22 protein-coding genes are annotated in these 22,262 nt (G+C 46.4%); 14 read left to right on the top strand and 8 right to left on the bottom strand.

Annotated elements, in window-relative coordinates; genetic code table 11:
* Positions 1-116 precede the first annotated feature (116 nt).
* Both P3L47_RS10880 and P3L47_RS10885 read right to left on the bottom strand, forming a co-directional pair.
* Positions 117-341 (bottom strand): DUF4248 domain-containing protein, encoded by a 225-nt coding sequence (locus tag P3L47_RS10880; protein WP_277783643.1) that lies wholly within the window; start codon positions 339-341, stop codon positions 117-119.
* 80 nt (positions 342-421) lie between these two features.
* Positions 422-622, bottom strand: a complete 201-nt coding sequence (locus P3L47_RS10885) for a hypothetical protein (protein WP_129729351.1) — start codon at positions 620-622, stop codon at positions 422-424.
* A gap of 192 nt (positions 623-814) precedes the next feature.
* Here P3L47_RS10885 and P3L47_RS10890 point away from each other — a divergent pair, with 192 nt between their 5' ends.
* The gene (locus P3L47_RS10890; RefSeq protein WP_122360932.1) at positions 815-1,270 is read left to right on the top strand and encodes an HU family DNA-binding protein; all 456 of its coding nucleotides are present in this window, start codon (positions 815-817) and stop codon (positions 1,268-1,270) included.
* A 20-nt stretch (positions 1,271-1,290) separates the two neighbouring features.
* A complete protein-coding gene (locus P3L47_RS10895) occupies positions 1,291-1,764 on the top strand; it encodes a glucosaminidase domain-containing protein (protein ID WP_122360931.1) in 474 nt (157 codons plus the stop codon).
* A gap of 248 nt (positions 1,765-2,012) precedes the next feature.
* Here P3L47_RS10895 and P3L47_RS10900 read toward each other — a convergent pair whose 3' ends face one another.
* Complete coding sequence (locus P3L47_RS10900; protein ID WP_277783644.1) at positions 2,013-4,217, bottom strand: sodium-translocating pyrophosphatase; 2,205 nt, start codon at positions 4,215-4,217, stop codon at positions 2,013-2,015.
* A 148-nt stretch (positions 4,218-4,365) separates the two neighbouring features.
* On the opposite strand from P3L47_RS10900, the gene P3L47_RS10905 reads away from it, so the two are divergent.
* From P3L47_RS10905 to P3L47_RS10915, 3 genes are all read left to right on the top strand, one after another.
* Positions 4,366-5,205 (top strand): patatin-like phospholipase family protein, encoded by an 840-nt coding sequence (locus P3L47_RS10905; protein ID WP_122360929.1) that lies wholly within the window; start codon positions 4,366-4,368, stop codon positions 5,203-5,205.
* Positions 5,206-5,263: 58 nt separating this feature from the next.
* Positions 5,264-6,961, top strand: coding sequence for an alpha-amylase family glycosyl hydrolase (locus tag P3L47_RS10910; protein ID WP_277783645.1), 1,698 nt, complete (start codon positions 5,264-5,266; stop codon positions 6,959-6,961).
* Positions 6,962-7,134: 173 nt separating this feature from the next.
* Entirely contained in the window at positions 7,135-8,076 is a 942-nt protein-coding gene (locus tag P3L47_RS10915; protein ID WP_122360927.1) for a ribose-phosphate pyrophosphokinase, read from the top strand.
* Positions 8,077-8,147: 71 nt separating this feature from the next.
* Here the strand turns inward: P3L47_RS10915 and P3L47_RS10920 are convergent, their stop codons facing one another.
* From P3L47_RS10920 to mnmA, 5 genes are all read right to left on the bottom strand, one after another.
* Entirely contained in the window at positions 8,148-8,429 is a 282-nt protein-coding gene (locus P3L47_RS10920; protein WP_277783646.1) for a winged helix-turn-helix domain-containing protein, read from the bottom strand.
* The gene (locus P3L47_RS10925; RefSeq protein WP_277783647.1) at positions 8,414-9,043 is read right to left on the bottom strand and encodes a hypothetical protein; all 630 of its coding nucleotides are present in this window, start codon (positions 9,041-9,043) and stop codon (positions 8,414-8,416) included. Before P3L47_RS10925 ends, P3L47_RS10920 begins: the two co-directional genes overlap by 16 nt.
* 13 nt (positions 9,044-9,056) lie before the next feature.
* The gene (locus P3L47_RS10930; RefSeq protein ID WP_122353347.1) at positions 9,057-9,329 is read right to left on the bottom strand and encodes a 2TM domain-containing protein; all 273 of its coding nucleotides are present in this window, start codon (positions 9,327-9,329) and stop codon (positions 9,057-9,059) included.
* 382 nt (positions 9,330-9,711) lie between these two features.
* On the bottom strand, positions 9,712-9,924 hold the full coding sequence (locus tag P3L47_RS10935) for a hypothetical protein (protein WP_122360922.1): 213 nt from the start codon (positions 9,922-9,924) through the stop codon (positions 9,712-9,714).
* Positions 9,925-9,977: 53 nt separating this feature from the next.
* Positions 9,978-11,054 carry a tRNA 2-thiouridine(34) synthase MnmA gene (mnmA, locus tag P3L47_RS10940; protein ID WP_277783648.1) on the bottom strand — a complete coding sequence of 359 codons (1,077 nt, stop codon included), beginning with the start codon at positions 11,052-11,054 and terminating at the stop codon, positions 9,978-9,980.
* A gap of 137 nt (positions 11,055-11,191) precedes the next feature.
* Between mnmA and P3L47_RS10945 the strand changes: the two genes are divergently transcribed.
* The 9 genes from P3L47_RS10945 (at position 11,192) to groL (ending at position 22,214) form a co-directional block, all read left to right on the top strand.
* A complete protein-coding gene (locus P3L47_RS10945) occupies positions 11,192-13,249 on the top strand; it encodes a dipeptidyl-peptidase 3 family protein (RefSeq protein ID WP_277783649.1) in 2,058 nt (685 codons plus the stop codon).
* Positions 13,250-13,252: 3 nt separating this feature from the next.
* Positions 13,253-13,936, top strand: coding sequence for a DNA alkylation repair protein (locus P3L47_RS10950; RefSeq protein WP_122360919.1), 684 nt, complete (start codon positions 13,253-13,255; stop codon positions 13,934-13,936).
* 57 nt (positions 13,937-13,993) lie between these two features.
* Entirely contained in the window at positions 13,994-14,458 is a 465-nt protein-coding gene (locus P3L47_RS10955) for a Fur family transcriptional regulator (protein WP_075556218.1), read from the top strand.
* Positions 14,459-14,487: 29 nt separating this feature from the next.
* A complete protein-coding gene (locus P3L47_RS10960; RefSeq protein ID WP_122376288.1) occupies positions 14,488-15,759 on the top strand; it encodes an adenylosuccinate synthase in 1,272 nt (423 codons plus the stop codon).
* 124 nt (positions 15,760-15,883) lie between these two features.
* Complete coding sequence (locus P3L47_RS10965) at positions 15,884-16,570, top strand: zinc metallopeptidase (RefSeq protein WP_122360918.1); 687 nt, start codon at positions 15,884-15,886, stop codon at positions 16,568-16,570.
* A gap of 491 nt (positions 16,571-17,061) precedes the next feature.
* A complete protein-coding gene (gene hisS / locus P3L47_RS10970; RefSeq protein ID WP_277783650.1) occupies positions 17,062-18,417 on the top strand; it encodes a histidine--tRNA ligase in 1,356 nt (451 codons plus the stop codon).
* A 168-nt stretch (positions 18,418-18,585) separates the two neighbouring features.
* Complete coding sequence (locus tag P3L47_RS10975; protein ID WP_277783651.1) at positions 18,586-20,016, top strand: glycoside hydrolase family 30 protein; 1,431 nt, start codon at positions 18,586-18,588, stop codon at positions 20,014-20,016.
* A gap of 254 nt (positions 20,017-20,270) precedes the next feature.
* Positions 20,271-20,540, top strand: a complete 270-nt coding sequence (locus P3L47_RS10980; RefSeq protein WP_075556223.1) for a co-chaperone GroES — start codon at positions 20,271-20,273, stop codon at positions 20,538-20,540.
* 33 nt (positions 20,541-20,573) lie between these two features.
* Positions 20,574-22,214, top strand: a complete 1,641-nt coding sequence (gene groL, locus P3L47_RS10985; RefSeq protein WP_122360914.1) for a chaperonin GroEL — start codon at positions 20,574-20,576, stop codon at positions 22,212-22,214.
* Positions 22,215-22,262 lie beyond the last annotated feature (48 nt).

Here is a 22,262-nt window from a genome sequence, read left to right on the forward strand (position 1 = left end):
GCCCGAGCCATTTTGGGTGGCTGCTGCAGTCGTTTCCGGTGGCTGCTGCAACTGTTTTGAGTGGTTGCAGCAGCGGTTTCAAATAGCTGTGGCAGCCACGGAAAAACAGTTACCGTTCAAGGTTCTCCCAAATGCAGGACGATACACTCCACCTGGAGGGGCGTGAAGCTCCTGACTCCGGGATGATAGCCCAGTTCAAGCAGTTTGGCTTTCAATACGCCATGAAAGTTGATCCACCGCCAAAGTTGCAGGGTTGCCGCCCTGCGGCTGAGATGGGGGCTGTAAAGCTCGGCAAGTTCGCCTATCCCGTAGGCTCGTATCGTGAAGGTCGTTTGTTCCATGAGAAGATTGGTTTTATTCTTCTAAGGTACGGAAAATCAATGAATAAAGCAAGTATTTGAGGAGGGTTTTTTATCGGTTTTCATTCTTTGTGTACTCTTTCCAATAAAAGCCTTTTTGATTCGGCTAGCGGCATGCAATTAGTGCTCAGTTCGTCTTCTGAAATGAATGCAAAATGCTGATTGTCGATTTTATTATGATTGGGATGATAGTTAACGACAGGTTCCTGCAGGGTAGAAGAACTATTTTCCGGTTGTTTATAGTCTGCATTTTTTCTTTTCATAGTTATTTCTAATTAATGATTATTGTTAGTTTACAAATGTATGAATTATTTCTTCTCGAAGATGATCTTTTTGATATTTTTTGCGAAAAAAACTGTCGCTTCGTAACGTCCTGTCACCTACGGCTTCAAGGGCCCCTCATGGCTGTCGTATCTTTGATATATCATTAATAATCAACTAAAAACAATTGGATTATGGCATTTCAGTATCATTTGGTTCTCAGGAAGAACCTCAGTAAGAATGTAGAGGAAGGGAAGGAGAAACTTTTCTATGCGCAGACCCGTGCGACGGGGACGTGTACCTTCGCAGAGTTGTGTGCCCTGGTGGCACAGAGTTCCACGGCTTCGAGTGGTGATGTGAAGGTGGTGATCGACCGTTTGATAGAATTTCTCCTGTTGTTCCTGGCACGTGGTGAAGTGGTTCAGTGCGGCGAGTTCGGAACCTTCCAGTTGGTGCAGACCAGCTCCGGAAGTGTCACGGTCGATGATTTCTCTTCATCTATGTTGTATCGTGCACGTCTTCGTTTCCGTCCCGGCGAGAAGTTGCGCAACCTGATCGCGACAGCCAAAGGCGAGCGTTTCAAATTGGATGAGCCGAAAACGGACACAGGTGGCGGCAGTGGCGAAGACGACCGTCCGGTAATCGAATAATATCCTTACCCCCTGTGTATATGGATAAAGAGTCGTTTACCCGCAAGTACCTCCCCGCCGCACGTGTGGCGGGTGAGTTGTACGGACTGAACCCGGTGGTTATCCTGGCGCAGTCTGCCATCGAATCCGGCTGGGGTGAGAGCACCCTGGCTACTCTCTACAACAACTTTTTCGGGCTGACGGGCTACGGTGTGGCGAATGCCTACTGGCATGGCGGCAAGACAGTTCCGGATAAGCCGGACGGCCTGTTGTTCCGCCGGTATGACCGTCCTGAAAACAGCTTCCTCGATTTTGCCCGCCTGATAACGACGGTCTACAAACAGGCGGCTGCCGTGAGCCATTATCCGGCGGCTTATGCCCGTGAGATTGCTTACAGCCGGTATATCAGTGAAGTGAACGGGGATAATCGCGAAGCGTATTGCAATATGCTGGAACGTATTGCACGGTCGCTGGTCCCCATAGTGTATAATCTTAATAATAAAGAAAGTGTATGAGCGAGAATGGAAACAGTAACAAGGTGAGAGGAATACTTCAGTTTATAATGGATTTGCTGGGATTCCTGCTGGGGAGGAGAAAGCAATAGAAAGAGAGGGAGAGAGCTCAATGTTTGTCAGATGTGAATGTAGCGTCGTTGGTAGGGGCGGTTCGCGAACCGCCCTTACAGGCGCCGTCATAATGGAACAGGCAAGTTCGACCGTAGGGGCGGGTCTGCCCGCCCCTACAGCCGAACCTGTCATTTGTGCTAAAACAGACTCCATGCCACCGTCAGTCCAGCCATCACAATCGCCACCATGCTCATCAGCTTGATCAGGATATTGAGGCTCGGTCCGGAAGTATCTTTGAACGGATCGCCGACCGTATCGCCAACGACAGTTGCCTTGTGGGCTTCGCTGCCTTTGCCACCGTGGTTACCCTCTTCGATATGCTTCTTTGCATTGTCCCAGGCTCCTCCGGCATTCGCCATGAAGATGGCTAGGACGAAGCCGGTGCTAAGGCCGCCTATCAGCAGTCCGATCACTCCGGTAACTCCGAATATCAGTCCGGTAACGATTGGAGCAATGATAGCCAGCAATGAAGGAACAATCATCTCATGCTGTGCCCCTTTCGTCGAAATCTCCACGCAACGGGCATAATCGGGTTCTGCCTTGCCAGTCAGAATACCCGGTATTTCGCGGAACTGGCGGCGTACTTCCTCCACCATATGTCCGGCAGCACGTCCGACGGCATTCATCGTCAATCCACAGAACATAAAGGCCATCATAGAGCCGAGGAACATGCCCGAAAGTACTTTCGGATTCATCAATGTCACATCATAATAAATCATGAAGTCGGAGAAAGAAGCCTTCGAAATCTCCATCGTCCGTCCGTCGGCGAATGACAGGACGGTTTCTCCCAGGCGAAGCAAACCAATTTTGATCTCTTCTATATACGAAGCAAGCAACGCCAGTCCCGTCAGTGCTGCTGAACCGATGGCAAAACCTTTGCCCGTAGCCGCTGTCGTATTTCCGAGCGAATCGAGCGCATCGGTACGTTTGCGCACTTCTTTACCCAGGCCGGACATTTCGGCATTACCTCCGGCATTGTCGGCTATCGGTCCGTATGCATCGGTCGCCAGTGTAATTCCCAACGTGGAAAGCATTCCGACGGCGGCAATACCGATCCCGTACAATCCCATCCCGACATTGCTGAAATCGAATCCGGAAGCAAAAAGGAAGGAGCAGATGATACCGACAACGACGGCCAGTACGGGGATAGCGGTAGACATCATTCCCAATCCCAATCCGGAGATGATAACGGTGGCCGGTCCGGTCAGTCCTGCTTCGGATACCCGCCTGGTGGGTTTATACGATTGCGAAGTGTAATATTCCGTAGCCTGTCCGATCACGATACCGACCAATAGGCCGACAATTACCGAGCAGCTGATCCATTGCCAGTTGTCGAGCCCCAATAGGTAAAGGATTCCAAAGGTGGAAACGGCGATCAGAACGGAGCTTAGGTTGGTGCCGACAGCCAGCGCTTTCAGCAATTGCCGGATCGTGGCATTCTCGTTCGTGCGTACGGCAAATATCCCGATGATGGAAAGGACGATACCCACGGCTGCGATCAGCATCGGTGCGACAACAGCCTTGTACTGCATTTCTATATCTCCGGAAGCGACAAAGGCGGCTGCGCCGAGGGCGGCGGTCGCCAGTATCGATCCGCAATAAGATTCATAGAGGTCGGCACCCATACCGGCTACGTCACCTACGTTATCACCTACGTTGTCGGCGATGGTGGCAGGGTTGCGCGGGTCGTCTTCCGGAATACCGGCTTCCACCTTCCCGACAAGGTCGGCACCTACGTCGGCTGCTTTGGTATAGATACCGCCACCTACACGGGCAAAGAGCGCCTGGGTGGAAGCACCCATTCCGAACGTCAGCATGGTAGTGGTGATAATGGTCAGTTTATGAGTCGGATTCAATGCTTCATCGGGGATAAGAGCATTCAGGAGGATATACCAGAAAGAAATGTCGAGCAGTCCGAGCCCCACAACCACGAGTCCCATTACGGCACCGCTGCGGAAGGCAACCTGTAGTCCCTTATTTAAAGATGAGCGGGCTGCATTGGCTGTACGGGCAGAAGCATAGGTCGCAGTTTTCATCCCCAGGAATCCCGCCAGTCCGGAGAAGAAACCGCCGGTCAGGAAGGCAATGGGAACCCATTCATTCTGCACGCCGAAACCATAAGCCATAATGGAAAACAAGATAACCAATACAAGGAAGACCGAGGCTACGACCTTGTATTGTTGTTTCAGGTACGACATCGCACCTTCACGTACATAAGAAGCGATCTTTGCCATCGTTTCCGTTCCTTCACTCTCTTTCATCATTTGCCGGAAGAAGAACCAGGCAAATACCAGCGCCAGAACCGACGCTACGGGTACAATCCAGAAAATACTAGTTATCATAGTCATTCGATTTAAAGTGATTCAAGACCTTATTTTGTCTCCCGTAAATGTAACGAAAATAAAGAAGTGGAGAAACTTTTTCGTAAATAATAATGTTTCATTCTAAAAAAAACAGCATATTTGTCACATAAAAGAGAGAAAACATACAATGACGCAAGAATCGAACCATAAGACCTATAAACTGGGATTGGCCTTGAGCGGAGGTGGCGCGAAAGGTTTTGCACACCTGGGAGTATTCAAGTTGCTGGAGGAGTGCGGATTGAAGCCGGATGTGATCGTTGGGACGAGCGTCGGATCGTTAATGGGTACCTTGTTTGCCGACGGTTATTCGGCGGATGAGTTGAAAGAACTCTTTACCGGTCGTGAATTCTCCGAATTTGCACAGCTTCAGATCCCCAAATCCGGATTGTTTGACAGCAAACGTTTCCGGTATTTTCTGAAACGCCATTTAAGAGCCAAGACGTTTGAAGAGCTGAAGATTCCTATGATAGTGGTAGCGACCGATCTCGATAACGGCGAAAGCCATGAGTTCAAGAGCGGACCTATCGTGGATGCGGTGACTGCCTCGTGCAGTATTCCGATCATTTTCAGCCCGGTGGTCATCAACGGAGTGCATTATGTGGATGGCGGCCTGTTCCATAACTTCCCGGTATCCATTATCCGCGATATGTGCGAGAGGGTGATCGGGGTGAATGTCAGTCCGCTTGTCCCCCAGAAATACAAGCAAACGATATTTCATATAGCAGAGCGTTCCTATCACTATATGTTCCGGGCGAATACGCTGGAAGACCGCGAAATGTGCGACGTACTGATCGAAGCGGAGGAATTTGGCATGTATAAAACCTTTGATCTGGAGAATGTGGAACAGATTGCACGTATCGGCTATGATGCGGCGATCCGGGCATTCGAACTGGTGATACAAGAGAATAAATATGAAACCCTGGTGAAAGCGATTGTGGCACGAAAGAATAATATACTCTTGCCATAGTTTGGCACGGCACTGGACCGGGTAACTTTTACCGATAATTTTTAAAGTGGATAAAGCGATGAAACAAATGGATAAGATGGTCATTTATCAGGTATTTCCCCGTTGGTTCGGAAATTTGAGATCTTCGTTGGTGAAGAACGGCAGTAAAGATGAGAACGGAGTAGGTAAGTTCTCTGCCTTTTCGTCGACGGCACTGGCTAAGATCAAGGAGTTGGGCACTACGCATATCTGGTATACGGGAGTGATAGAACATGCTACCCAAACAGATTATACCGCTTATCAGATACGTAAGGATCATGCGGACGTGGTGAAAGGAAAAGCCGGTTCTCCTTACGCGATAAAAGATTATTATGATATAGATCCCGACCTGGCGGAAAATGTGCAGAACCGTATGAAAGAGTTCGAAGCGCTGGTGAAACGTACGCATGAGGCGGGTATGAAAGTAATCATTGACTTTGTGCCTAACCATGTGGCACGCGAGTATTATTCGGATGCGCGCATGTCGTATGTGGAAGACCTGGGTCAGCATGATAATACGACGAAAGGATTCGACCGTAATAACAATTTCTATTATATTCCGGGATGCCCGTTACACCTGTCGTTTGCCGATTCGCACGGCGAATATGATTATAGCGAGTTCCCGGCAAAAGTAACCGGAAATGACTGTTTCAGTCCTGCTCCCGGAAAGAACGACTGGTACGAAACGGTCAAACTGAATTACGGAGTGGATTATGTGAACGGACGGACCGGTTATTTCGACCCGATTCCGAATACCTGGACGAAGATGCTGGATATCCTGTTGTATTGGGCGGATAAAGGTGTGGACGGTTTCCGTTGCGATATGGCGGAAATGGTGCCGGTGGAATTTTGGAACTGGGTGATCCCGAAAGTAAAAGAAAAACATAAAGTGTGTTTTATTGCCGAGGTGTATAATCCGGCGGAGTATCGTAACTACATCTTTAACGGTCATTTTGACTATCTGTATGATAAAGTGGGCTTATACGATACGGTGCGTGCGGTTATGTGTAACCAGGCTCCGGCAAGTAATATCTCTTACTGCTGGCAAGGGCTGGAAGGTATCCAGTCGAATATGCTGAATTTCCTGGAAAACCATGACGAACAGCGTGTTGCATCTTATTTCTTTGCAGGCGATGCCCGCCCGGGTATTCCCGGTATGATCGTATCGGCGATGATGAATACGAATCCTGTCATGATCTACAGCGGTCAGGAACTGGGTGAACCGGGCATGGACGAGGAGGGTTTCAGCGGACGCGACGGTCGTACGACGATATTCGATTACTGGAGCGTCGATAGTTTGCGTAAATGGATTAACGACTGGAAGTTCGACGGTGCCGGCTTAACGGCTGAACAGCGTGCCCTGCGCGAAAAGTACGCTAAGATACTGAATGTGGCGAAGACAGAACAGGCGATCACACAGGGGGCTTTCTTCGATTTGATGTATGCCAACTCGAAAAATCCGTATTTTAATACGCACCGGCAGTATGCTTTTATGCGTAAATACCGTAATGAGGTCGTGCTGATTGTCGTTAATTTTGATAAGAATGAACAGACCGTACGAGTGAAAATTCCTATTGAAGCTTTTCAGATATTGGACTTTGACGACAATAAAGCGGCTGTGCAGACCGATTTGCTGACGGGAGATACTTGTATCAGTACGTTGACGACGGCTTGTCCGTACCAGCTGGTTTTACCAGCCTATTCCGGTAGGATACTGCGGTTTACGTATGATAAGTAATTGACAATTGACAATTGATAATTGACAATTAAGAGTAAAGAATTATCTTAGAATAAAAGCTTCTTGTAATTGTTTTATATTTTAATTGTCAATTGTGCATTGTCAATTGTCAATTGTTTTGTACTTTTGCACCACAATTCAAATCTATTTACTTAAGATAAATATTCGGAATAATGAGTGCACAAACTCCTTTCTTGGTGTTTTCGGGAACCAACTCCCGGTATCTTGCAGAGAAAATTTGCAATAGTCTTGGTTGTCCTCTGGGACAGATGAACATTCAACATTTTGCTGACGGAGAATTTTCAGTTTCTTATGAAGAATCTATCCGTGGCCGCGATGTGTTCCTGGTTCAATCGACATTTCCTAATTCGGATAATCTGATGGAATTGCTCCTGATGATTGACGCTGCTAAACGTGCTTCCGCACACTCTGTAATTGCTGTAGTTCCTTATTTTGGTTGGGCCCGTCAGGACAGAAAGGATAAACCCCGTGTATCTATCGGTGCGAAACTGATCGCTGATATGTTGAGTACAGCCGGTATCGACCGTTTGATTACGATGGACTTGCATGCTGACCAGATTCAGGGATTCTTCAATGTTCCTGTCGATCACTTGTATGCTTCTTCTATCTTCCTGGATTATATCAAGGGTGAACTGCCTTTGGATAACTTGTGTATCGCTACTCCTGACGTAGGTGGTACGAAACGTGCCAGCAGCTATTCCAAATATCTGGGATTGCCGATGGTTATCTGTCATAAGTCACGCCTGCGTGCCAATGAAGTTGCAGAAATGCGTATCATCGGTGATGTGGAAGGTTTGGATGTCCTGTTGGTAGACGACATGGTCGATACAGCCGGTACGATTACGAAAGCTGCTAACCTGATGATGGAAAACGGTGCTAAGTCGGTACGTGCGATTGCCAGTCATGCTGTCATGTCTGACCCGGCTTCTACCCGTGTAGATCAGTCTGCATTGACGGAAATGATCTTTACTGATTCTATTCCTTACGCAAAGAAATGCGAGAAGGTGAAAGTTTTGTCTGTTGCCGATATGTTTGCCGAAGCGATCCGTCGTGTTTGCAGTGGCGAATCTATCAGTTCTTTATATGCTATTTAATTAGCGGGATTAATGATATAAAAAGGCTGCCGTCTGTTGATGGCAGCCTTTTTTATGTTTGATCCTTGGGGTTATCCGATGTAATCTTTCAGGGCGTTTACGTAATTCTCGAAAGCCTGCCGTCCTGCGGCTGTTATCCGGCAGGTCGTACGGGGTTTCTTTCCGACAAAGCTCTTTTCTACTTCTATATAACCGGCTTCGCTCAGTTTGTCTATCTGTACACTTAGGTTCCCCGCCGTAGCCTGTGTCTTTTCTTTCAGATAGACGAATTCAGCCTCCTCGACCGAAAGGAGGATGGACATCACGGCAAGCCGCAATTGTGAATGAAGTAACGGATCTAGTTCTTTAAACATTGCTTTCTGGCTTTATTGTTGACGATATGTCCGGGAATAATCATCATAAACACGAACGACAAACCGAAGTAAAGATACCATAAAGTGGTCGCTTTTTCACCAATCATCAGCATGGTAAGCATATAGATTGCGATAATAAAAGCGATCAGAGGTGTATAAGTCATCCAGCGCTCCTGTATGATAATGCCGGTAATGGAAACGCCGATTCCGCAATAAATCAAAGAGAGCGGCAGCATCAGAATGAAGTCGATATACCGGGCGAAACTAAATTCGATGATACCGATCGTCAGAAAAGTAACGATGAACATCCAGCCCATTACCTGCCATACCTTTGAGATGACTTTGTCGGTGTAAGTCACGACTTTCGGAGGTTTTTGTCTTTGTCTGTAAGACATTATCGGCCATATAACGAACATCAGCATCCATCCCCAACTCCATATAAAGTCGTGTGTAAGACTGATCAGTGCAAATAAAACGATTGATAGGGCCGTTGTGAAATAGCCATATATTAGCATGATATTCCCTTGCCCAATCTCCATGTTCTTTTTACTGGAGTTTATCATTTGAGTGATGAGCGCTAGACTCTCTTTCTCGTTCAATTTTTTGTCTTCCATGATTTTATATGTTTTATTGTTGTTTGTAACAGGTTGATTTTACATTAATGTCATTTGTCGGACAGTCTTCTTCTCGCTCTTCTTTGATCATGTAATGACAAACTATCTCCAATATCAGATTGATGCCCCAGCCGGCAATTACCCATAGAACCCACCAGTAATGTGGGGTTGTGACATAATTTACTACTGCTAAAAAGCTGCATATAACGATATAGCGGAGGATGTTCATCTTCAGCTGTGCTGGAAATGAATTGTTTTTCTTGTTTGAGTTTACTGTTGCTTCCATTGTTGTTCTCTCTTTAATTGTTGTTTGTAAAATGGTTTATATTATAAACTATATATGGATTAAAAAAGTGCAAGGAGCTGCGCATTTCTCACTTACACACCGCAAATATAAAATGGTTTATAATATAAACCAAATAAAACAGAAAAAAAAATAGACTGATCTGGTATAAATTTATTTTTCTATCCTATCTGATTGGATTTATATGACATTCCCACAGACCTTCGTATTTGCCGCTTAATTTGTGTGGGTGATACGAAGGGGGGGAGAGTTCCGGTTTCACATAATAAGGATATTGCATCACGTAAAAGATGAGTATTGTATCCACGTTTTTCACAGCGCTTCATATCCTTTTTAAACTTGTTGGAATAACGAGCGCTGTATTTCATGCTGTTAGATCTTTCCAGAGTTCATCCATATCTGTATAGGCTTTCGATACTCTTCCGGCTTTCACGTCTTCCCATGCTTCATCAAGTCCGCATTTCTTTTCTTTGCGAACCGTGATGCTTCCTCCCATGCTTTTTACCAGTTTACGTATAGCAGATACGTATTTTTCGGGAATGGAGATTTCGAATGTTTTTAAAGTTGTTGTTTCCATAGTTGTTTATATTATAGTCTGATACAAGGATAGGTATAATTATTGACAAAGGTTTATTTTTCCTCGTCGATTATCATACCGCTACCCAGGCAGAGACGGTGGTCTTTGTCGTAGACAACACCGTACTGGCCGGGGGCAATTCCCTGTATTTTGTTCTCGGACTCGATACGATACAAATCTCCGATACGGCGGATACGTCCCGGGGTAAAGTCCGGTGTATGGCGGATTTTGAAGGTGATTTCCTTCTCGTCGGTAAACTCTCCCCACGGGTCTTCGGTGATGAAGTCGAAACCGTGCAGGTTGATTGTTTTGCCGTATTGTGTTTCCGGGTCGTAGCCGTTGGAGACGTAGATGATATTGCGTTTGATATCTTTCTTGATAACGAACCAGGGACCGCCGCTCAATCCGAGACCTTTGCGCTGTCCGATCGTGTGAAACCAGTAACCGTTGTGTTTACCTAAGACTTTACCCGTTTCCAGTTCGACGATCTTGCCGACACGTTTTCCCAGGTAACGTTCGATAAAGTCGTTATAGTTGATTTTGCCGAGGAAACAGATACCCTGGCTGTCCTTACGCATGGCGCTGGGCAACTTCTGTTCGGCGGCGATGGCGCGTACTTCGGATTTCATCAGGTGGCCGATCGGGAACATCAGCTTCCGGATTTGCAGACGGGTGATCTGTCCGAGGAAGTCGGTCTGGTCTTTCACCGGATCTTTGGCGGTAGAAAGCCATACTTTGCCGTCTATCTCGGTCGTTGTGGCATAATGGCCGGTTGCGATCTTATCGAAGTCTTTTCCCCATTTCTCTTCGAAGCAGCCGAACTTGATAAATTTGTTGCACATCATGTCCGGGTTGGGAGTGAGGCCGCGTTTTACCGAGTCGATCGTGTAGCTGACCACCTTGTCCCAGTATTCGTCATGCAGGGATACCACTTCCATGCGGCAACCGTATTTGCGGGCTATGTAAGATGTTATTTCTATGTCTTCTTCGGCAGGGCAGTCGATATATCCGTCTTTATCTTCCATACCGATACGGATATAGAAGATGGTAGGATCGTATCCTGCCTCCTTCAACTGATGGACAACTACAGAGCTGTCCACACCTCCTGATACTAATGCTGCTATTTCCATTCTTTTCTAAGTATATCGGGTACAAAGGTACAAAATATTGGGGTGATATTCCTATGGCTTCGATTTATTCGTTACCTTTGCGGGAGAGCCTTTCGTTGTAATACTTCAGAAAAAATAAAAGAGTTATTATAAATAATATGAGAAATACAATAGTATCGTTTATGACAGCAATGGCATTGACTGCTTGTGCTGGTCCGAAAGAAAATAAAGGACAGGCACCGCAGGAGGATTTTAATTATGTGGTAGACCAGTTCGCCGACCTGCAGATTCTTCGTTATCAGGTTCCCGGATTCGAGTCTCTTTCATTGAAACAAAAACAGTTATTATATCATTTGTCGCAGGCTGCGCTGATGGGGCGTGATATATTCTTTGATCAGAATTGTCGCTATAACCTGCCGATCCGTCGCACGCTGGAGACGATTTATACAACGTATAAGGGCAACCGGGAAGATGCGCAGTTCAAGGCGCTGGAGACTTACCTGAAACGGGTGTGGTTTTCAAGCGGCATCCATCATCATTATGCAGAGGATAAGTTTGTTCCCGGATTTACACCTGAGTTTTTCAAGAGTTGTCTGGAACAGGTAGACGTGGCTAATCTTCCTTTACGTGAAGGGCAGACACTGGAGCAGTTTGTCGCTGAGATATCTCCGGTGATCTTTGATCCGTCCGTATTGGCGAAACGTACCGTGCAGAGCGGTGATCAGGATCTGATTCTGGCATCCGCCAATAATTACTATGGCGGAGGTGTTACCGAGAAAGAGGTGGAAGGCTTTTATTCTGCCATGAAAGCGGGAAAAGATACTATCACCCCGATTTCTTACGGTTTGAACAGTCGTTTGGTGAAAGAGAACGGAAAGATCGTTGAGAAGGTGTGGAAAGTCGGCGGTCTTTATTCGGCAGCCATCGAACAGATAGTCGGCGAGTTGCAGAAAGCCGTGCCTTTTGCCGAGAACGATGCACAGAAGGCGATCATCGAAAAACTGATCGAATACTATCAGACGGGCGATCTGAAGACGTTCGATGCTTATTCCATCCTTTGGGTGGAAGACACGACATCGGATGTGGACTTTGTAAACGGCTTTATCGAAACCTACGGCGATCCGCTGGGAATGAAGGCTAGTTGGGAATCTACCGTGAACTTTATCAACAAGGAAGCGACAAAGCGTACAAAGATTATCAGCGACAACGCACAATGGTTTGAAGACCATTCCCCGGTAGACAAACGTTTCAAAAAAGAAAAGGTGAAAGGTGTAAGTGCCAAGGTGATTACCGTCGCCATGCTGGGAGGCGATTGCTATCCGGCAACTCCGATCGGCATCAATCTGCCGAATGCAGACTGGATACGCCGCGACCACGGTTCGAAATCAGTTACTATCGAGAATATAACGGAAGCCTACGATAAGGCTTCGCAAGGCAACGGTTTTAGCGAAGAGTTCGTTTGGAGTGACGTTGAACGCGAGGCGTTGAAGAAATACGGATTTATCACGGATAATTTACATACGGATTTGCACGAATGTCTGGGGCATGGTTCCGGTAAACTGTTGCCGGATACGGAATCCGGAGCCTTGAAAGCCTACGATTCTACACTCGAAGAAACTCGTGCCGACCTGTTCGGATTGTATTATCTGGGTGATTCGAAATTGGTGGAATTAGGTTTGGTGCCGGATGCAGAAGCTTATAAAGCAGAGTATTATAAGTATATCATGAATGGCCTGATGACACAACTTGTCCGTATCGAAGCCGGTAAGAATGTGGAAGAAGCCCACATGCGTAACCGCCAGTTGATTGCCAAATGGGCCTACGAAAACGGCAAAGCCGATAATGTGATCGAATATAAAAAACGTGACGGCAAAACATACGTCGTTGTAAACGATTACGAAAAACTCCGTACCCTCTTCGGTACATTACTGGCAGAGGTACAGCGCATCAAGAGCGAAGGCGATTTTGCCGCCGGAAAGAAGCTGGTGGAAGATTATGGCGTAAAAGTAGATCAGGCATTACACGACGAGGTACTTGCCCGTTATGCCAAACTAAACCTGGCGCCTTACAAAGGTTTTGTGAACCCGGTTATGAAAGAAGTGAAGAACGATAACGGAGAAGTGACCGATATCGTCCTCGATTATACCGAAGGCTACACGGACCAGATGCTTCGTTACAGTAACGATTATTCATTCCTCCCATCTTACAACGACTAAGTTATGTTGCAGGACCAATTAAGAGAAATAAGAACCCAGCTCCGCATGGCAATGAATGGTATTACATCCACCAGCATGCGCGAGAAAGGGATAAACTATAAACTGAACTTCGGTGTTCCTCTGCCCGAAATAAAGCAGATTGCCGCTATGCACGAACCCGGTTCGGAGCTGGCAGCGGCTCTGTGGAAAGAAGATATCCGTGAGTTCAAGATACTGGCATCCATGTTACAGCCTGCGGATGATTTTCCTTTCGATCAGGCAAAGCAATGGGTGAAAGAAATACCCTATCTGGAAATCGCGGAACAATGCAGCCGTAATCTGTTTTGCAAGTTGCCTTATGTCGATAACCTTCTTTTGGGATTAATCTTCAATGTGGAAGACGAGTATGCCCGTACGGTGGCCTACCTGATTTGGGCGGAACTGTTCAAGGAGGGGAAAACGGTAGTTGCACCGGTAAGAGCCGCATTTATTGTGGAATGTATGCGTTCTATTGCCTGGCCCGACTTCGGCGCTACCTGGAAAGAGAAGCAGGCAGCTGTAAAAGCAATGAAATTTTACGGTCGCCAGTCTGCCGATCATGCCCGGCAAATGTTAAGTGGTTTCGATGAGTTTCCGGAGTTCATGGAGACACCGGAAGGACAGGAAATATATAATGATTTAAAATTTGAATTTGAATATTATAGCTAAGGCTTTGCGTTTAAAATAAATGCGCTAACTTTGTCGGTCGCGTAGAGTCGCAACGAAATGGATGAAAAGAAGTACATAGAGATGAAGCAGTCGTTTACGGAGTATCTGACTGAGAAAAAACTACGAAAGACGGAGGAAAGATATGCTATATTTGAATGCATATGTCGTTTCTCGGGTCATTTCGACATGTACTCACTCCAGGAAAAACTGGAAGAGACGAACTTCCATGTGAGCAAGGCAACGCTTTACAATACGCTGGACGTGCTGGAAGACGGTGGCCTGATCGTGCGGCATCAACTCAACGCCCAATCGGTTCAATACGAACTCCGGGCTTTGGCGGAAACGCATCTTCATCTGATCTGTATGAAGTGCGGGGCGATCCGGGAAATGAAAGACAGTATGCTGAAAAAGGATGTCAACAATCTGAAGATATCCCGTTTCACACCTGAGTTTCATGCGTTGTATATTTATGGGATATGCAGTAAATGCAAGTTCAAGCTTCAGCAGAAGAATGGTAAATAAGAATATTAATAGTCTATTATAAAGATAACATGAAAGTAGATGTTTTATTAGGATTGCAATGGGGTGACGAGGGCAAAGGTAAAGTTGTCGACGTGCTGACTCCGAATTACGATGTAATCACTCGTTTTCAGGGAGGTCCCAATGCAGGACACACATTGGAGTTTAACGGAGAAAAGTATATCCTTCGTTCTATTCCGTCAGGTATTTTCCAGGGTGGAAAAGTGAATGTAATCGGTAATGGCGTCGTTCTCGACCCGTTATTGTTTAAGCAGGAAGCCGAAGCGCTTGCTGCCAGTGGTCACGACCTGACCAAACAACTTTGTATTTCCAAGAAGGCACACCTGATCCTGCCTACCCACCGTATGCTGGATGCTGCTTACGAAGCGGCTAAAGGTTCAGGTAAGATCGGTACGACCGGTAAAGGTATCGGCCCGACATATACAGACAAGATCAGCCGTAACGGTCTCCGAGTAGGTGACTTGCTGCATAACTTCGATGAAAAATATGCTGCTGCCAAAGCACGTCACGAAGCAATCCTGAAATCACTGAACTATTCTTATGATATCAAGGAATTGGAAGCTCAATGGTTTGAAGCTTTGGAATATCTGAAACAATTCAACCTGATCGACAGCGAACATGTGGTAAACAACTACCTGAAAGACGGTAAGTCTGTTTTGGCAGAAGGCGCACAGGGAACTATGCTGGATATCGACTTCGGTTCTTATCCGTTCGTTACTTCTTCGAATACGATCTGTGCCGGTTGTTGTACAGGTTTGGGCGTATCTCCGCGTAATATCGGTGAAGTATACGGTATCTTCAAGGCGTATTGTACACGTGTCGGCAGCGGTCCGTTCCCGACAGAGTTGTTCGATGAAACAGGCGATCAGCTTTGTACGTTAGGGCATGAGTTCGGCTCTGTAACAGGACGTAAACGTCGTTGCGGCTGGATCGACCTGGTAGCTTTGAAATATGCCGTTATGATTAACGGCGTAAGCCAGCTTATCATGATGAAGAGCGACGTGCTCGATAGCTTCGAAACGATCAAGGCTTGTGTGGCTTACAAGATCAACGGCGAAGAAGTAACGGAATTTCCGTTCGAGATCGACGATACGATCGAACCGGTATACGTTGAACTGCCGGGTTGGAAGACTGACATGACAAAGATGCAGAGCGAAGATGAATTCCCTGAAGAATTCAACGCTTACCTTTCCTTCCTGGAAGAAGAGTTGGGTGTTCCCGTTAAAATCGTGTCAGTAGGACCTGACCGTGAACAGACAATTATCCGGTATACGGAAGAATAAACCTCATATACTATTACAAAATGGCAGAAGACCACCTCTCAGCAGGCCTATCTTCTGCCATTTTTGTTTTTGGCAGACTTTTTGTAAGACATTTCTTGTATAACACTTAATTAATTAGAGCATTATGAGCATGTATTGGATTATATTTATTGGTTTTGCCTTGTTAAGCTGGCTGGTATCTTCCCGACTGAAAAACAAGTTTGAGAAGTATTCTAAGATCCCTATGCCTAACGGTATGACCGGAAAGGACGTGGCTGAGAAGATGTTGCATGATAACGGCATTTACGACGTGAAGGTGATTTCTACTCCCGGACATTTGACAGACCATTACAATCCTGCAAATCAAACGGTGAATCTTAGTGAATCGGTATATTACAGTAATAGTATTGCTGCGGCAGCCGTTGCAGCCCATGAATGCGGTCATGCGGTACAGCATGCCACTTCGTATGCTCCGCTGAAGATGCGGTCGGCATTGGTTCCGGTGGTCAGCTTCGCTTCGAATATCATGACGTGGGTGTTGCTGGGCGGTATGTTGCTGATCCATCAGTTCCCGCAGTTGCTGCTGTTCGGTATCATTCTGTTTGCATCGACGACATTGTTCAGCTTTATCACGTTGCCGGTCGAGATCAATGCCAGCCAGCGTGCGTTGGTTTGGTTGAGTAGTGCCGGTATAACGAATGTCAGTACGCATGGAATGGCGGAAGATGCTTTGCGTTCTGCTGCTTATACCTATGTGGTGGCTGCTTTAGGTTCGTTGGCTACATTATTATATTATATAATGATCTTCCTGGGCGGAAGAAGCCGTGACTAAACGGAAATGACTGCGGCAGCGGATAAAACTGGCTGCTGCAGTGAATAGGGACTGGCTGCTGCACCCACTAAAAATAGCTGCCCGAGTCATTTTGAATGGCTCGGGCAGCTATTTTTATTTCTTCTTTTTCTTCTCTTGACTGAATTTTCGTTCGATATAGAGAGACCAAATAAAGGCTACGATTGCCAATATCATAGGAATTGAAAATGCTAAAAGAATGTTAGTCATAATTACTCCTCCTTTAATTTTATGAATCGCAAGCCTAGTCCAAGAAAGACGGCAACTGCGATAATTCCACTTAAATAAATAGTGATGGTATAGTCTCGTTATATTTTGCGTACGTTACAAATGTAGCAAAAAGGAACGTATAAAACAATGAACTTGTTTCGGAATCTACGAATTTGAAACAAAATACCTACCTTTGCCTGCCGAATAATAATTTAATATATAGAAGTCGGTTAGCTCCGACGATAAACAAGAGCAAACGATATATGCAGAAGCCGTCTATACCAAAAGGTACCAGAGATTTTTCGCCTGAAGAAATGGCGAAACGTAATTATATATTCAATACGATTCGTGAAGTATATCATCTGTACGGATTTCAGCAAATAGAAACCCCAGCCATGGAAAACCTGTCGACCCTGATGGGCAAGTATGGTGAAGAAGGTGATAAGCTGCTTTTTAAGATATTAAACTCAGGCGATTGCTTCTCCGGTATTACTGATGAGGAACTGCTGGAACGTAATCCTGTACGTTTCGGTGTGAAAGCCTGCGAGAAAGGTTTGCGTTACGACCTGACCGTGCCTTTTGCCCGTTACGTGGTGCAGCACCGCAATGACATAACATTCCCTTTCAAACGCTATCAAATACAACCCGTATGGCGTGCTGACCGTCCGCAGAAAGGACGTTACCGTGAGTTTTATCAGTGTGATGGAGATGTGGTCGGTTCCGACTCGCTGATCAATGAAGTGGAACTGATCCAGATCATGGATGAGGTATTCCACCGTTTCGGTATCCGCGTTTGCATCAAGATGAACAACCGTAAGATCTTATCCGGTATTGCCGAGATCATCGGTGAAGCAGATAAGATTGTCGATATAACCGTAGCTATCGATAAGCTGGATAAGATCGGCCTGGATAATGTAAACGAAGAACTTCGCTCGAAAGGCCTTACCGAAGATGCCATTGCCCGCCTGCAGCCGATCATCATGCTGGCAGGAACCAACCGCGAGAAACTGGCCGTATTGAAAGAACAGCTGGCAACCTCCGAGATCGCCATGAAGGGTATTGAAGAAATGACCTTCATCCTCGACCGTATCGATCAGCTGCCTATGCGTGCCGAATTGGAACTTGACCTGACATTGGCGCGCGGACTGAACTATTATACCGGAGCCATCTTTGAAGTGAAAGCCCTCGACGTACAGATCGGAAGTATCACCGGTGGCGGACGATATGACAACTTGACCGGCGTATTTGGCATGGACGGTGTGTCGGGTGTCGGTATCTCTTTCGGTGCAGACCGTATCTTCGACGTGCTGAACCAGCTGGATCTCTATCCTGCCGATTCATTAATGACAACGCAGCTGTTGTTTGTCAACTTCGGAGCCACGGAAGAGAGCTACCTGTTGCCGATTATCTCGAAAGTGCGTGCTGCCGGAATCCGTACGGAGTTATTCCCGGAAGCGTCCAAGATGAAGAAACAGATGGGCTATGCCGATACGAAGAAAATCCCGTTTGTCGCCATCGTTGGTGAAACGGAAATGAACGAAGGCAAGATCAACCTGAAGAATATGATCACAGGCGAACAGGTCCCTGTCACTGTGGAAGAGCTGATCGCCCGGTTCTAATAAAAAAGCCGGTGATAAAAGTCTGTAAATGGCACGCAGATGACACAGATTAGGTGGATTGACACAGATAAAGTATTTATTAATAATAACAATCAGTGGTCATCTGCTCAATCCGCGTCATCTGTGTGCCGTTTACAAACTTAGATACCACGTTTATCCTTATTTATCATGAAAGCATATCAATTAATTCTCACATTCGCATTATGTCTTTCGGCCTGTACTATCCAACCGCGTGCATCGTGGGTGACAACGACCGAAAATGATCAATGGGTGGAACGTCCCGACCTGGTATCGGCCTCTGTAGATACCATTCCCGACATCGACGCCGTTGTCCATACCGGAAAGAAACTCCAGAAGATAGACGGCTTCGGTGCCTGTTTCAACGAACTGGGCTGGATCTCTCTGAGTAAACTCGACCCGACAGTCCGTGAAGAAATCCTCGAAGAACTCTTCTTCCCCGAGATAGGGGCAAACTTTACCATCTGCCGTATGCCGGTAGGAGCCAATGACTTCTCCCGCGACTGGTACTCGTACAACGAAACCGACGGTGATTTCGACATGCAATATTTCACCATCGCCAACGACCAGCAGACGTTGATCCCTTTCATCAAAGGTGCGCAAAAATACAATCCCGGTCTGAGTATCTGGGCTTCCCCCTGGTGTCCTCCATCCTGGATGAAACACAATAAGCATTACGCCTCCGCCTATACCGGCGAAGCCTATAACGAGAAATACCGCAACGGCCTGCCTGCCGATAAAGTCGGTTACGAAGGCACGGACATGTTTATCCAGGATTCGCTTTACTTGCAAGCGTACGCCCTTTATTTCTCCAAATTCATCGAAGCCTACCGCGAACAAGGCATCGACATCTTTGCCGTCATGCCGCAGAACGAATTTAACTCGGCACAGATATTTCCCAGCTGTTGCTGGACGGCTGCCTCGCTGGCTAACTTTGTCGGCAACTACCTCGGTCCGGCTATGAAGGAGCTGGATGTCAAAGTCATGTTCGGAACCATGGAGCGTGGCAACGAAGCCCTGGTCGATACTATCCTGACTGATCCGGCAAGCGGAAAATATATCAGCGGTGTCGGTTTCCAATGGGCAGGGAAAGGAGCCATCAAAGGAATCCACGAACGCTATCCGGCTATGAAACTCTACCAGACGGAGCAGGAATGCGGCGACGGTAAGAACGACTGGAGCGGTGCCGTCTATTCCTGGAACCTGATGCGTCATTACCTGGATAACGGAGCCTCGGCATATATGTACTGGAATATCTCGCTCGACAAAGGCGGCATCAGCCGTTGGGGATGGGCGCAAAATTCGTTGGTCGTTGTCGATCCCGATACGAAAACCTTCCGTTATACCCCCGAATATTATGTCATGAAACATCTGAGCCATTACGTTCAGCCTGGTGCCCGGAAGCTCGAAACCACCGGCCGGTACAGCAATCTGATGGCTTTTGTCAATCCCGATAAAAGTATAGTTGTCGCTTTGGCAAACGAGGGGAATGAAGACCGCCAGGTATCTGTCGAAATCGACGGTCGTGTCTACCAACCCGTACTGTCTGCGCATTCCTTTGCCACGCTGCAGATAGACTAAATATTACTAGCTTTAGGTTAAAAGGTGGCTGCTTATGAACTACCATACTGTTACTTTTGTTCTAGTCGGGAAGCATGGAGGGCGGAATGTATAGTCATCCTGTCAGTCATGTCGGTGTATCTACCGGTCTGTTTATGCAAAATTGTCAGTCTTTTTCCTGTCAGTAAATTTGGCACAGATTTCGCATAGGAGTAAACGTGAATTAGAAATTCATAGTAAAACATAATATTATTAACATTAAAAATATATCAAAGATGAACATTAGACCATTAGCAGACAGAGTGCTTATCAAGCCGGCTGCAGCAGAAGAAAAGACACTTGGCGGAATCATTATCCCTGATTCAGCAAAAGAAAAACCTTTAAAAGGTGAAGTTGTTGCCGTAGGTAACGGAACAAAGGATGAAGAAATGGTTGTGAAGAGTGGCGATACTGTACTGTACGGAAAGTATGCAGGAACAGAGATCGAACTGGACGGTGAAAAGTATTTGATCATGCGTCAGTCTGATATCTTAGCTATTATCTAATTCATTAACGGACAATAAAAAAATAATATAATCATGGCAAAAGAAATTAAGTACGATATGGATGCCCGCGACCTTTTGAAGAAAGGTGTGGACGAACTGGCAAATGCAGTAAAAGTAACATTAGGCCCGAAAGGCCGTAACGTGATCATCGAAAAGAAATTCGGTGCTCCTCACATTACAAAAGACGGTGTAACGGTTGCAAAAGAAGTTGAATTGGCTTGCCCGTTCGAAAACATGGGTGCACAGTTGGTTAAAGAAGTGGCTTCCAAGACTAACGACAATGCAGGTGACGGTACTACTACTGCTACTGTATTGGCACAATCCATCATCGGTGTTGGTCTGAAGAACGTTACAGCAGGTGCTAACCCAATGGACTTGAAACGCGGTATCGACAAAGCCGTTGCCAAAGTGGTTGAAAAGATCGCCGACCAGGCTGAAGAAGTAGGCGACCAGTTCGAAAAGATCGAACACGTTGCTAAAATCTCTGCCAACGGTGACGAAACTATCGGTAAGCTGATTGCAGAAGCTATGCAAAAAGTGAAGAAAGAAGGCGTTATCACAGTGGAAGAAGCTAAAGGTACTGAAACTACAGTAGACGTAGTGGAAGGTATGCAGTTCGACCGTGGTTACATCTCTCCGTACTTCGTAACAAATACAGAAAAGATGGAATGCGAGATGGAAAATCCGTATATCCTGATCTACGACAAGAAGATCTCTGTATTGAAAGACCTGCTTCCTATTCTTGAACCGGCTGTTCAGAGCGGACGTCCTCTGTTGATCATCGCTGAAGATATCGACAGTGAAGCATTGGCTACATTGGTAGTGAACCGTCTGCGTGGTTCTCTGAAGATCTGTGCAGTGAAGGCTCCGGGCTTCGGCGACCGTCGTAAAGCCATGTTGGAAGATATTGCTGTCCTGACAGGCGGTGTTGTTATCTCCGAAGAAAAAGGTTTGAAGCTGGAAGGTGCTACAATGGATATGTTGGGTACTGCCGAAAAGATCACTGTAGACAAAGATACTACTATCATTGTTAACGGTGCAGGCGACAAAGCTGCTATCCAGGCTCGTATCGGTCAGATCAAGACTCAGATCGAAAACACTACTTCCGATTATGATAAAGAAAAACTGCAGGAACGTCTGGCTAAGATGGCAGGTGGTGTAGCTGTTCTTTACGTAGGTGCTCCTTCTGAAGTGGAAATGAAAGAAAAGAAAGACCGTGTTGACGATGCTTTGCATGCAACCCGCGCTGCTATCGAAGAAGGTACAGTTCCTGGTGGTGGTGTAGCTTACATCCGTGCTATCGAAGCATTGGAAGGAATGAAGGGCGAAAACGAAGACGAAACAACAGGTATCGAAATCGTTAAACGTGCTATCGAAGAACCGTTGCGTCAGATCGTTGCCAATGCTGGTAAAGAAGGTGCCGTTATCGTTCAGAAAGTAAAAGAAGGTAAAGGTGACTTCGGTTACAATGCTCGTACAGACAAATATGAAAACCTGTGCGCAGTAGGTGTAATCGACCCGGCTAAGGTTACTCGTGTTGCTTTGGAAAATGCAGCTTCTATCGCTGGTATGTTCCTGACAACAGAATGTGTAATTGCTGAAAAGAAAGAAGAAGGTCCTGCTATGCCTCCGATGAACCCGGGTATGGGTGGCGGAATGGGCGGCATGATGTAATCTCGTCCCATAAGATAAATTATAAACGGCTGCTTCCGAAAAAGGAAG

Source organism: Parabacteroides chongii (assembly GCF_029581355.1).
Taxonomy (GTDB): Bacteria; Bacteroidota; Bacteroidia; order Bacteroidales; family Tannerellaceae; genus Parabacteroides; species Parabacteroides chongii.

Excerpts from the sequence above, each read along its gene's own strand:
- P3L47_RS10880 (WP_277783643.1), bottom strand. The coding sequence starts at position 341 with ATGGAACAAACGACCTTCACGATACGAGCCTACGGGATAGGCGAACTT.
- P3L47_RS10885 (WP_129729351.1), bottom strand. The coding sequence starts at position 622 with ATGAAAAGAAAAAATGCAGACTATAAACAACCGGAAAATAGTTCTTCT.
- P3L47_RS10890 (WP_122360932.1), top strand. The coding sequence starts at position 815 with ATGGCATTTCAGTATCATTTGGTTCTCAGGAAGAACCTCAGTAAGAAT.
- P3L47_RS10895 (WP_122360931.1), top strand. The coding sequence starts at position 1,291 with ATGGATAAAGAGTCGTTTACCCGCAAGTACCTCCCCGCCGCACGTGTG.
- P3L47_RS10900 (WP_277783644.1), bottom strand. The coding sequence starts at position 4,217 with ATGATAACTAGTATTTTCTGGATTGTACCCGTAGCGTCGGTTCTGGCG.
- P3L47_RS10905 (WP_122360929.1), top strand. The coding sequence starts at position 4,366 with ATGACGCAAGAATCGAACCATAAGACCTATAAACTGGGATTGGCCTTG.
- P3L47_RS10910 (WP_277783645.1), top strand. The coding sequence starts at position 5,264 with ATGAAACAAATGGATAAGATGGTCATTTATCAGGTATTTCCCCGTTGG.
- P3L47_RS10915 (WP_122360927.1), top strand. The coding sequence starts at position 7,135 with ATGAGTGCACAAACTCCTTTCTTGGTGTTTTCGGGAACCAACTCCCGG.
- P3L47_RS10920 (WP_277783646.1), bottom strand. The coding sequence starts at position 8,429 with ATGTTTAAAGAACTAGATCCGTTACTTCATTCACAATTGCGGCTTGCC.
- P3L47_RS10925 (WP_277783647.1), bottom strand. The coding sequence starts at position 9,043 with ATGGAAGACAAAAAATTGAACGAGAAAGAGAGTCTAGCGCTCATCACT.
- P3L47_RS10930 (WP_122353347.1), bottom strand. The coding sequence starts at position 9,329 with ATGGAAGCAACAGTAAACTCAAACAAGAAAAACAATTCATTTCCAGCA.
- P3L47_RS10935 (WP_122360922.1), bottom strand. The coding sequence starts at position 9,924 with ATGGAAACAACAACTTTAAAAACATTCGAAATCTCCATTCCCGAAAAA.
- mnmA (WP_277783648.1), bottom strand. The coding sequence starts at position 11,054 with ATGGAAATAGCAGCATTAGTATCAGGAGGTGTGGACAGCTCTGTAGTT.
- P3L47_RS10945 (WP_277783649.1), top strand. The coding sequence starts at position 11,192 with ATGAGAAATACAATAGTATCGTTTATGACAGCAATGGCATTGACTGCT.
- P3L47_RS10950 (WP_122360919.1), top strand. The coding sequence starts at position 13,253 with ATGTTGCAGGACCAATTAAGAGAAATAAGAACCCAGCTCCGCATGGCA.
- P3L47_RS10955 (WP_075556218.1), top strand. The coding sequence starts at position 13,994 with ATGGATGAAAAGAAGTACATAGAGATGAAGCAGTCGTTTACGGAGTAT.
- P3L47_RS10960 (WP_122376288.1), top strand. The coding sequence starts at position 14,488 with ATGAAAGTAGATGTTTTATTAGGATTGCAATGGGGTGACGAGGGCAAA.
- P3L47_RS10965 (WP_122360918.1), top strand. The coding sequence starts at position 15,884 with ATGAGCATGTATTGGATTATATTTATTGGTTTTGCCTTGTTAAGCTGG.
- hisS (WP_277783650.1), top strand. The coding sequence starts at position 17,062 with ATGCAGAAGCCGTCTATACCAAAAGGTACCAGAGATTTTTCGCCTGAA.
- P3L47_RS10975 (WP_277783651.1), top strand. The coding sequence starts at position 18,586 with ATGAAAGCATATCAATTAATTCTCACATTCGCATTATGTCTTTCGGCC.
- P3L47_RS10980 (WP_075556223.1), top strand. The coding sequence starts at position 20,271 with ATGAACATTAGACCATTAGCAGACAGAGTGCTTATCAAGCCGGCTGCA.
- groL (WP_122360914.1), top strand. The coding sequence starts at position 20,574 with ATGGCAAAAGAAATTAAGTACGATATGGATGCCCGCGACCTTTTGAAG.